The 11,547-nt window shown below is 44.9% G+C and carries 10 protein-coding genes; all 10 read left to right on the forward strand.

Annotated elements, in window-relative coordinates; translation table 11 throughout:
* Positions 1–120 precede the first annotated feature (120 nt).
* The 10 genes from G630_RS0106920 to G630_RS0106965 all read left to right on the forward strand — a co-directional run bounded on the left by G630_RS0106920 (position 121) and on the right by G630_RS0106965 (position 11,546).
* Positions 121–1,653, forward strand: coding sequence for an ABC transporter substrate-binding protein (locus G630_RS0106920; protein ID WP_022761235.1), 1,533 nt, complete (start codon positions 121–123; stop codon positions 1,651–1,653).
* Positions 1,654–1,734: 81 nt separating this feature from the next.
* Entirely contained in the window at positions 1,735–2,688 is a 954-nt protein-coding gene (locus tag G630_RS0106925) for a hypothetical protein (protein WP_022761236.1), read from the forward strand.
* A 16-nt stretch (positions 2,689–2,704) separates the two neighbouring features.
* Positions 2,705–4,417: an SGNH/GDSL hydrolase family protein gene (locus G630_RS0106930; RefSeq protein WP_026498158.1), complete on the forward strand. Its 1,713-nt coding sequence runs from the start codon at positions 2,705–2,707 to the stop codon at positions 4,415–4,417.
* 33 nt (positions 4,418–4,450) lie between these two features.
* Entirely contained in the window at positions 4,451–6,619 is a 2,169-nt protein-coding gene (locus G630_RS0106935) for a glycoside hydrolase family 3 C-terminal domain-containing protein (protein ID WP_026498159.1), read from the forward strand.
* A 152-nt stretch (positions 6,620–6,771) separates the two neighbouring features.
* The gene (locus G630_RS0106940) at positions 6,772–8,040 is read left to right on the forward strand and encodes a glycoside hydrolase family 5 protein (RefSeq protein ID WP_026498160.1); all 1,269 of its coding nucleotides are present in this window, start codon (positions 6,772–6,774) and stop codon (positions 8,038–8,040) included.
* A gap of 101 nt (positions 8,041–8,141) precedes the next feature.
* Positions 8,142–8,825 (forward strand): L,D-transpeptidase, encoded by a 684-nt coding sequence (locus G630_RS0106945; protein ID WP_026498161.1) that lies wholly within the window; start codon positions 8,142–8,144, stop codon positions 8,823–8,825.
* Between the two features lie 161 nt (positions 8,826–8,986).
* Positions 8,987–9,661, forward strand: coding sequence for an amino acid ABC transporter permease (locus tag G630_RS0106950; RefSeq protein ID WP_022761241.1), 675 nt, complete (start codon positions 8,987–8,989; stop codon positions 9,659–9,661).
* Between the two features lie 12 nt (positions 9,662–9,673).
* Complete coding sequence (locus tag G630_RS0106955; protein WP_022761242.1) at positions 9,674–10,411, forward strand: amino acid ABC transporter ATP-binding protein; 738 nt, start codon at positions 9,674–9,676, stop codon at positions 10,409–10,411.
* Positions 10,412–10,456: 45 nt separating this feature from the next.
* A complete protein-coding gene (locus G630_RS0106960; protein WP_022761243.1) occupies positions 10,457–11,272 on the forward strand; it encodes a transporter substrate-binding domain-containing protein in 816 nt (271 codons plus the stop codon).
* 28 nt (positions 11,273–11,300) lie between these two features.
* The gene (locus G630_RS0106965; protein WP_026498163.1) at positions 11,301–11,546 is read left to right on the forward strand and encodes a TIGR03905 family TSCPD domain-containing protein; all 246 of its coding nucleotides are present in this window, start codon (positions 11,301–11,303) and stop codon (positions 11,544–11,546) included.
* Position 11,547 lies beyond the last annotated feature (1 nt).

Genomic DNA, 11,547 nt, shown 5'->3' on the forward strand with positions numbered 1-11,547 from the left:
TTTTTTCTTATCAGGGAATGCCCATTTGCCCTGGTTGCACCCGGGAATGCGCCGGGGCAGATGGCTTCTATATAACTTTAAAATGAGATTTTCAAATCTCAAAACAAAAGGAGGACAAAAATGAAAAGGGCATTAACCAAAAAAGTAACAGCTGCTATTACACTTGCAGCAATGACAATGAGTGCTGTTGGTTGTGGCGCTACATCTAATGGGGGAGATGCAACAACAGCAACTTCCACAGAGGCTACAGAGGACACAGCAGCTACAGCTGAGGAGAGCACAGAAGCAGCTGAGGAGACAGCAGATGCTGAATCTGAGGATGCTGGCGATGCTGAGGAAGCTGACGCTGCAGAGAGCAGTGATCTCTTTGAAGTAAAGACAGATGCAGATGGTAACCCTATCGATCTCGGCGGTATGGAAATCATCATTCGTGACTGGTGGTCAGGCGACCCGGCTGAACCCGCTAACGATTATGAGGAAGCTCAGCAGGAGTACAGAGATTGGATTCAGGAGACATACAACTTCACAATTAAGCAGCAGGCTATATCTGACTGGGGTTCAACACCTGCAGATTTCGTTGACTATGCTACAACAGGCGGCGACGAGAACTATCTCTGGATCCTTCGTGATGATCCGGCTATCACATCTGCTATGTCAAGCGGACTTATGTATGACCTTTCTACACTTGACTGCCTTGATTTCAGCAAGGATAAGTTCCAGAAGAACCGTCTCCATGAGCAGTATGGCAAAGACGGCAAGATCTACGCTATGTATGCTGGCATGTCTGAGCCCAGAACAGGTGTATACTTCAACAAGAGACTTCTTACAGATGCAGGTATCGATCCTGAGACAATCTATGATATGCAGGCTGACGGAACATGGACATGGGATGCTTTCGAGGATCTTCTTTCCAAGGTTCAGCGCGATACAGATAACGACGGTGTTATCGATATTTACGGTATGACACTTAACGAAGGTGTCATGACAACTGAGGCTATCTTCTCTAACGGTGGCGACATTGTTGGTAAGGATTCCAGCGGTAAGTACACATATGACCTTGAGAGCCCTGAGACTCTTGAAGCTCTTGAGTGGACAGTAAAGATGTTTGATAACTATGATGCTGAGAAGGCTAATCCTGAAGGCGCTGAGTGGGATTACTACAAAGAGCAGTTCATCAATGGCCAGGCAGCATTCCTTGTAGAGGATGAGTATGCTGGAACACCCGGCAACTTCCTTGAGGATATGACAGACGAGCTCGGCTTCGTAATGTTCCCTAAGGGACCTAAGGGCAAGGATTACATCAACGTTTGGACAAATAACCCGGTAGCTATTCCTGCTTGCTATGATGCAGATAAGGCTTGGAAGCTTGCATTTGCTTGGGATCTTTGGACAAATCAGCCTGAAGGCTATGAAGACTTCAACGGATTCCTTTCTACAGCACGTAACGGTATCTTCGATACAAGAGCTGTTGATGAGACAATCACAATGATGTCAGATCCTCAGTACGGAACAATTGCTTACCACGGCATGATTCCTAACATGAGCATTGGTTCAGACTTCATCTGGAACATCACACCCGGTTGTGTAGTTTCTGAGCAGGTTGAGGCTATTGCTGATACATGGAAAGCATACATCGACGATGCAAATAAATAATTTCTGCTTAACTCGATAAGTGGAGAATCAGAGGGGCGGCTGAACTTTTAGCCGCCCCATATTTTTTCAGAGGTATTAGTTATGAACAAGGTAAAATTTCATCTTCCGGGACTTAGATACAATTATCCGTTAAATATGTTCTGGATCAGTCTTTTGGAACAGCACCCCGAGTATTTCAGGGAAGGTGTTGAAATAGCATCATTTTTCGGAGCATTTCCGCTTGCGCTTTGGAATGGCGGAAGATTCCTGGGGAACGATCAGTGTGATGCAGGATTCGTGAAAAATGTGGTAAAGAGCATCAACGCAAAGGGAATACCGATCAGGTACACTTTTACAAATCCACTTCTGACCGAAGATGACCTGGATGATCCTTTCTGTAACTTCTGCATGGAAGTCGGCGATAACGGAATGAATGAGGTCCTTGTTTTTTCGGAAATATTGGAAACGTATCTGAGGGAAAAATATCCCTCCTATCATTTCAACAGCACAACCTGCAAGGAAATTCGTGATGTTGAAGCTTTGAATGAGGAAATGAACAAGGATTATAAGTATGTGGTCCTTGATTACAATTTAAATAACAAGTGGGATTTATTAGAGAAAGTAGAGCACAAGGAAAAGCTGGAAGTGCTCATAAACGCTTGCTGCGTGCCTGATTGTAAGCGCAGAGGCGATCACTACAAAAATATTGCAATAAATCAGAGAACAACCCTTGAGAACAGAAAGCTTCCCAAGGATAAACAAAAGCCCATAAAGCCCTGGACCTGTGAATACGGCGATAAGAATTGTATATACACTATTCAGGAGTATTCAACCTTTGTTTCTCCGGAGATGATCTGGGAGAAATATGTGCCTATGGGTATAAATAACTTCAAAATTGAGGGAAGAACAGGAAATCTCTTCTCCTTAATAGAAACCTACAGTTTTTACATGTTAAAGCCAGAGAAGGTCGGAGAGGCAAGACTACTGCTTCTCAGAAATCTCGAGAGCTCAGGAATAATAAGTGTTAACAAACCCAGGCCGGGCAGATGGCCGTGATAGAAAAGAGGACAGCATGAGTAACGAAGAAAGAAAGGGGCCGGTAGCCCCTAAGGATCCAACAAAGAAAAGACCATATTTTTACATAATGCAGGACAAGGGAATATTTGCGGCACCTCAGCCGGATGGAAGAGGAATTCAGTTTATCTATGAAGACAGCGGCAGACTTCCCGATTCTGCGAAGTTGACAGGTAATGTAACGGATGAAAAGCTCCTCGATATGTTAAGGACTGCAGAGGGCTTTAAGAAGCTTGTACACAGCATAGGGGTATCCGTTACGGAAGATTCAAAGACTGAGAAGGTTAATTTCGTATTTCAGATGTATGGCGCAAACCAGTGCGATCCCGCAACAATGGTAAGCAAAGAGTTTGTGGCTGACGGCTCAGAGCAGATTATAGATCTTACCGAGATAACATGGTATGACACAGATACCGTACCGGGACAGATCCGCTTTGAATTTGAAAAATCGGGCATACAGGCTATGGCAGATGTGTGCTTTTATCTGCACGATGGATTCGAAGCGCCTGAGCAGCTTTCAGACAGCGCAGTAGACTTTGAATCTGATGCATATAAGAAAATGATTGCCAAGTCCGTAATGAGTAAGGGCAATCTCCTGCGTCTTCGCAGCGTGATCGATAAAGCGAAGAGAGGAGAGGATGTGACACTCTCATTTATCGGTGGCTCAATAACTCAGGGTGCTGGCGCGATTCCGATTCATGAAAAATGCTACGCAAGAATATATGCTGATGCTTTTGAGAAAGAATTCGCAAACGGCGGTGCAGTAAATCTAATAAAAGCAGGCGTCGGCGGAACGCCCTCCGAGCTTGGAATGATTCGTTTCGAGAGAGATGTTCTCCGTGACGGTAAGGAAAAACCCGATTTAATAGTAATAGAATTTGCCGTTAACGATGAGGGAGATGAGACCCAGGGCGTATGCTATGAGAGTCTTGTAAGAAAGTGCCTTGCATTACCATGGAAACCGGCCGTTATTTTATTATTCGCAGTATTTTCCTACGATTGGAACCTTCAGGACAGACTTTCACCTGTCGGAACAAATTATGACCTTCCGATGGTGAGCGTTCTTGATGCGGTAACTCCTCAGTTTGGCTTAAAGCCCGGCGAGGGAAGAGTTATTTCCAAGAAGCAGTTTTTCTATGATATCTATCATCCGAGTAACCTCGGACATCAGGTTATGTGCGATTGCCTGATGGAGATGACAAGAGAATCCGTAAGCAGTACAGAGTCTGAGGAAGATCCGGCTCTTCTTGAAAGAAAGCCTGCGATTGGAGCTGATTTTGAAAAAGTATTCCTTATTGATCGTGAAAATCCCGGAAGCGCAGAAGTACAGGTAGGCGCTTTTTCGGGAACAGACAAGATGCTTCAGATGGTTGAAATGGACAGTGAAGTGGTTCCCGTGCCGGAATTCCCTTATAACTGGTATTACGATGGAGAAAGTGACAATCCGGAGCCATTTTGCATGAAGATAAACTGTAAAAAGCTTCTTATCGTATCAAAGGATTCCGGAGAGAATATATTCGGAACCGCCGAAGTGTACGTGGACGGCAAAAAGGCTATTGATGCCGATCCTCATATTAACGGATGGACACACTGTAATCCTTTGATAATCCTTAATGAAGAGGAGAATAAGACACACGAAGTAGAAGTTCGCATGGCAAAGGGTGATGAGAGAAAGAAGTTTACAATTCTTGGATTTGGGGTTGTGGAGTGATAAAAAACAAGTGTTATTGGGAAAGGTGATGAGATGAACAGAGAAGAGGCAAGAAAAAAAGCTAAAAAGCTTGTAGCTAAGATGACTGTTGAGGAAAAGGCCTCGCAGCTCAAATTTGATGCCCCTGCTATAGACAGGCTGGGGATACCTGCATATAACTGGTGGAATGAGGCGCTCCACGGAGTAGCCCGTGCGGGTACCGCAACAATGTTCCCTCAGGCAATCGGCCTTGCAGCTGCATTTGACGAAGAACTCATGCAGTGTATAGGTGAGATTATCGCTATTGAGGGCCGTGCGAAATATAATGAGCAGTCCAAGAGAGAGGACCGAGACATTTACAAGGGACTAACTTTCTGGGCGCCCAACGTAAATATCTTCCGTGATCCCAGATGGGGCAGAGGTCATGAGACCTACGGAGAAGATCCTTATCTTACAAGCAGACTGGCTGTGCCCTTTGTAAAGGGTATCCAGGGCGACGGAGAATATATGAAGGCTGCTGCATGTGCCAAGCACTTTGCAGTGCATTCGGGACCTGAGGGAGAGCGTCATCATTTCAATGCCATCGCCTCCAAGAAGGACCTGGAGGAGACCTATCTTCCGGCTTTTGAGGCATGTGTAAAGGAAGCCGGTGTTGAGGCTGTTATGGGCGCATACAACAGAACAAACGATGAGCCCTGCTGTGCCAATGAGGAGCTGATGAACGGCTATCTCAGGAAAAAATGGGGCTTTGAAGGTCATTATGTATCCGATTGCTGGGCAGTCAGAGATTTCCATGAAAATCACAAGGTGACAGGTGCTCCCGAGGAGTCAGTAAAGCTTGCCCTTGAGACAGGCTGCGATCTTAACTGCGGATGTACCTATCAGAAAGTAATGAATGCATATCGCGCAGGGATGCTGGATGAAAGCGTTATAACAGCATCCTGTGAAAGACTTTTCACTGCAAGATATCTTCTCGGAATGTTTGATGAGACCGAGTATGACAAGATTCCTTACACGGTGGTTGAGTGTAAAGAGCATCTTTCGGTTGCAAAGAGAGCTGCAGCTGAGAGTATGGTTCTTCTCAAGAACGACGGAATTCTGCCGCTTAAAAAGGACGGAATCGGAACCATCGGCGTTATCGGACCCAATGCAAATTCAAGATCTGCTCTTGTCGGAAATTACCATGGTACTTCTTCAAGATATATCACTGTTCTTGAGGGTATTCAGGACATGGTCGGAGAAAATACGCGTGTTATGTATTCAGAGGGCTGTGATCTCTGGAAGGAGAATGTAAGCGGACTTGCGGATCCCAATAAGCCCGACAGACTTTCCGAGGCTAAGACTGTAGCAGATTATTCCGACGTAGTAGTTGTAGTTGTCGGCCTTGACGAGACTCTTGAGGGTGAAGAAGGTGATACAGGTAACCAGTTCGCTTCAGGTGACAAGATAGATTTGAATCTTCCTCTTTCACAGAGACAGCTTCTTAAGGCTGTTCTTGATTGCAACAAGCCTACAATTGTCGTTAACATGTCAGGAAGTGCGATTGATCTCTCTGTAGCCGAGGAGCGTGCAGGAGCAGTGCTTCAGACCTGGTATCCCGGCGCCAGAGGCGGCGTAGAAGTAGCACAGGTACTGTTTGGTGAGATTTCTCCTTCAGGAAAGCTTCCCGTGACCTTCTACAATTCATCTGCAGATCTTCCGGATTTCAGGGATTATTCCATGAAAAACCGCACCTACAGATACTTTGAGGGCGAGGTTCTCTATCCCTTCGGTTATGGACTTACCTACGGTGACTGCAGCGTGAAAGATATGGATGTTACCTTATGTGATAAGGCAGTTACAACAAGTTCTGAAGATACTAAATACACATTTAATAAAGCTGATAATTCTGAATGTTACGGGGCTGATTTAAAAATAACAGTTGCTAACAATGGAAGCGTTGAAACAGAGGATGTTGTACAGGTTTACATTCAGGATACAGGTTTTGATAAAGCGATCCCGAATCCCTGTCTCTGCGGCTTTAAGAGAGTTCGTCTCGGCGCAGGCGAGGAGAAGGAGATTACTGTTCATATAAGCGCAAGAGCATTTACCTCCGTTGATGATGAAGGAAATAGAAAGATTATCTCAGACAGCTTCAAGGTATTTGCCGGTGTATCTCAGCCTGATGCACGTTCTGCTGAGCTTACGGGCCATAAATGCGTTTCAAAGGACATTCGCTTTTGATAAATAATAAAAATCACCTGATGTCAGAATAATGTCATTTTTAACATGAAAATGGTACCCTTTTCCTAGACATTGGCGTATATTGATATTTGGATACTTTATTACTCTGGCTGTTTTAGTCAGAGTAATATTTTGTGGAAAGGGAAAAGAAAATGAAAAGAAAAGTAATGGCGTTGCTGCTTGCAGTAACTATGATATCCACCGCAGGCTGCGGAAGTGGAACAGGCGAAGGCAATGGTGCGCAAACGGTTGCGCAGGACTCCGTTAAACCCGCAGATTCAGCAGAAGTTGCAGAATCTACTGCGAAATCTACAGAAGTAGTTTTGGATGAAAGCAAAGATGAAGCAATAGAAGCCGCAGAAGAAACAACTGAAGATACGGATTCGGCAGAGGAGGACAGCGTGGCTACAACACCTGCATGGGAAATTGTCAATGACATGACTATAGGATGGAACCTCGGTAATACTCTTGATGCACATGATTCAAATATTAAGATAAGCGATCCGCCGTCAAAGCAGGAGACCTGCTGGGGTAATCCCGAGACTACACAGGAGCTGATCGATGCAGTTCTTGATCTTGGTTTCAACACTGTAAGAATTCCGATCACCTGGAAGGATCACATCGATGAAGAGGGCAATATCGATTCTGCATGGATGGACCGTGTTCAGGAGGTTGTGGATTACGTATATGGCAGAGGTGCATATGCCATAATTAATGTTCACCATGAGGATTGGAACTATCCTTACTATGACAATCAGGATGCGGCTTCTGAGAAACTCGCTTCAATCTGGACACAGGTTTCCGAGAGATTCAAGGATTATGATACGCACCTTATTTTCGAGCTTCAGAACGAGCCCAGAAAAGTCGGAACTGACGTGGAATGGAACGGCGGTGACAAGGAAGGAAGAGAAGTCGTAAATGCTGTAAATATGGCAGGATATGAGGCTATAAGAGCTGCAGGCGGAAATAATGAAAAGCGTCTTATTATGTTCCCCGGATATGCAGCAAGCTCACAGGGTAATTGTCTCAGAGCTATTGAGCTTCCCGAGGACGACTGCGTAGCGGTTTCGGTTCACGCGTACACACCTTATACCTTTGCCCTTGAGAGCCCCGGAAGATCCACCTATGACAACGATCATGGTGATCTCGACCAGCTTTTATCTGATATTGAGAGAATTATATTCTTCAAGAATGTACCGGTTATAATCGGTGAATTCGGTGCTGTGAACAAGGACAACGAAGCAGACAGAGTAGAATGGCTCAGCTACTATTTGAAAAAGGCGAGAGCAAAGAATATTCCCTGTGTATGGTGGGATAACGGTCAGTTTAACGGAGACGGAGAAAACTTCGGAATAATTGACAGAAAAACGTTTGAAACACCTTATCCGGAACTCATGAAAGTATTTGAAGAATATAGGTAATTTCTATAAAAAAAGCATAAAATAGCGGTTTTTCTCGCGCTAATGTGATAAAATACATTTATTCACATAATATCGTGTTTCTATCTTGAGGGGGATTAGTAATGCGTGGAAGAATAATTGGTTTATCATTGGCAGCAATAACGTTCGTGATATTTCTCACAGCTAAGGTCAGTGTATCGGCAGATGGCTTTGATGCGAACTTTTATGCTAATAAGTATCCTGATGTAGTGGCAGCCTTGGGAAATGATCCCGCCGTTCTTTACAATCATTACATAACTTATGGCATAAAAGAGGGAAGATCCCAGAACCAACAGGAGGATACCGCAAAGTATCAGGCAGCACTTGCTGGTGGGGCAGCACCTACGCAACAAGCAGCACCGGCGAACGAACCGGTAAATGGATTACCGTACAGCACCTATGTGGATGTTGATATAGACGGACAGTGCATGACCTATTATGAAAATGGTCAGGTTGCACTTCAGTCACCTATAGTATCCGGCAATCCTAATCGTGGAAACGGGACACCAAGAGGTACCTATACGATTCAGTCTCATATTGCAGGTAAGAATCTGGTAGGACCTACCTGGAATGTATGGGTTGACAGATGGATGCAGTTCACACCTAATCCTTGTCACATAGGTCTTCACGATGCATCCTGGAGAAGTTCCTTCGGAGGCGAGATATACAAGACTAACGGATCCCATGGATGTGTGAACCTGCCGCATGATACAGCAGTAGCACTTTTTGACAGAGTAAATGTCGGAACACCGGTGGTTGTTCACTGATGGATATCAAAACAAATTAATAGAACAGGCAAGATGTAGACATACATTTTGCCTGTTTTTATGTATAATAAAAAGGTATTGACTTTACGCACAATATGGTGCGTAATATATTGTAACTAAAAAGATTGCACAAAATATAAAATTGGAAATATAGTAGGATAATGTTTGACGAAAATACATTGGGGCTGATCATCAGCTCTTTTCCCAAAATATTGGAATATGGTTTAAAGGTTACAATACCGCTGGCGGCTCTGGCCTTTATACTATCAACAATTCTCTCGGTACTTGTTGCGATGGTACAATACGCGCAGGTTCCGGTAGCAAGGCAGATTTGCCGGTTTTACATCTGGATTATCAGAGGAACACCGCTCCTCGTTCAGTTGATGGTTGCTTTTTACGGGCTTCCGCTTCTGGGAATTCATTCCAATCCGTTTGTTATGGCGGTGATAGTCTTTACGATAAATGAAGGTGCATACAGTGCAGAAACAGTAAGGGCCGCCATGGAGGCTGTTCCTGCGGGACAGCTTGAGGCAGGATACTGCGTGGGGATGAACTATATGCAGATAATGTGGCATATCATATTGCCCCAGGCGTTCAGAACGGCTTTTCCGTCGCTGTTTAATGCTCTTATCAGCATGGTTAAGGATACGTCGCTTGCATCAAGCATAACTGTGGTTGAGATGTTTACAAGGACCAAGCAAATTGCGGGACAGTCCTATAATTATCTTCCGTTGTACATTGAGGTTGCCATAGTTTATCTGCTGTTTTGCACTGTGCTGACCTATGTGCAAAAGAGAGGAGAGCTTGCGCTTGGCAGCTACGGCGTAAGGAAATAACAGGGGTTAGAGATGGCTTTATTAGAGGTTAGAAACATACATAAAACCTTTGGCGCCGGAGATGTGCTAAAGGGCATTGATATAAAGATTGAAAAGGGCGATGTGGTATCTGTTCTCGGGGCTTCGGGTTCAGGTAAGACCACGCTCCTTAGATGCATAAATTTTCTGGAAAAAGCAGATAAAGGACAGCTGTTATTTAATGGGACTACATACGACCTTTCAAAGGTAAGTAAAGCAGAAATGGCCGCTGTCAGAAAGCATACGGGCTTTGTTTTTCAAAACTATTGCCTGTTTGCAAATAAGACAGTACTTCAGAACGTCACTCTGGGACTTACGTCAGCACGCCATATTCCGCAAAAAGAGGCAAAGGAAAAGGCTCTGGACGTCCTTAAGAAGGTTGGAATGCTTGAACACGTGGATAAATATCCCTCGCAGCTCTCCGGCGGTCAACAGCAGAGAGTGGCAATTGCAAGAGCACTGGCTACGGATCCGAGCATAATATATTTTGACGAGCCGACTTCTGCACTGGATCCCCAGCTTACTGCAGAGGTACTGGAAGTAATGCGAAGACTTGCGGATGACGGCATGACAATGATAGTTGTGACTCATGAGATCGGCTTTGCAAAGGAGGTTTCATCCAAGGTTGTCTTTATGGCAGACGGCGTTATTGTCGAGGAGGGGAGTCCTAAGGATATCTTCGAGAATCCCAGAGAGGAAAAGACCAGAGAGTTCCTGAGAATTACAGGGTAGTACCAGAATTGGTTATTCATATTTAACAAGAACAGGAGGAAAATTATGAAGAAAAATCTTTCTATGATGCTTGCAGCAGTGATGATTACAACTTTTGTCGCAGGTTGCGGACAGGGAGCCGGAGGAGCAAAGACAAGTTCCGGAGATGATCACCTTGCAAAGATCAAGGCGGCAGGAAAAATCACGGTTGCTACGGAAGGCTGCTGGGCACCTTTTACCTACCACGATGAGACCACAGATGAGCTCGTCGGTTTCGACGTTGAAGTAGCAGCTGCTATTGCCGAAAAGCTCGGCGTAGAGGCGGACTTCCAGGAGGTTGCCTTTGACGGAGGCCTTACCGGAGTATCCACCGGCACTTTTGATATGATGGCTAACGGAGTTGATGTCACTGACGACCGCAAGGGAACCTATGACTTTACCGAGCCTTATGCTTACGACCACGCCGTGGTTGTTACTCTGGCAACAAATGATACTATCACTTCATTTGACGATTTAAACGGCCATACAACAGCGAATTCCGCAGGTTCCACCTATGAGGCTATGGGAAAAGAGCATGGTGCAACCGTTTCAAATGTGGATACGCTCGGAGAGACAATGACACTTGTCCTTAACGGCACTGTAGATGCTACAATAAATGCCAATACTTCTGCTCAGGATTATTTCAATACAACAGGAACAACAGAGCTTAAGGTTGCTGCTGTTGATCCGGAAGTTACAATGTATGCGATCCCGCTTGCAAAGGGCTCTGACAACGATTCTCTTCGTGAGGCGATTAATGGGGCAATTAAGGAGCTCAGGGAAGAAGGAAAACTGAAAGAGATTTCGGAGAAGTATTTCGGTGCTGATATAACAGCAGAATAAGTAAAAAAGTATTAAAGGAGTTTTTGAAATGATTTACAAGACAAAAGGAACCTGTTCCACACAGATTGATATTGACGTTGAGGGTGGAATTATTAAGCATGTAGCCTTTACAAACGGCTGCAACGGTAATCTTCAGGGTGTATCAAGACTCGTGGAGGGTATGAAGGCAGAGGATGCCATTGCCAAGCTTCGCGGCATCAGATGCGGAATGAAGAGTACATCCTGTCCCGACCAGCTTTCCTACGCTATTGAGCAGGCAATGCAGGAAGGCTGAG

Origin of the sequence: Butyrivibrio sp. WCD2001, from assembly GCF_000424485.1 — a bacterium.
GTDB lineage: Bacteria > Bacillota > Clostridia > Lachnospirales > Lachnospiraceae > Butyrivibrio.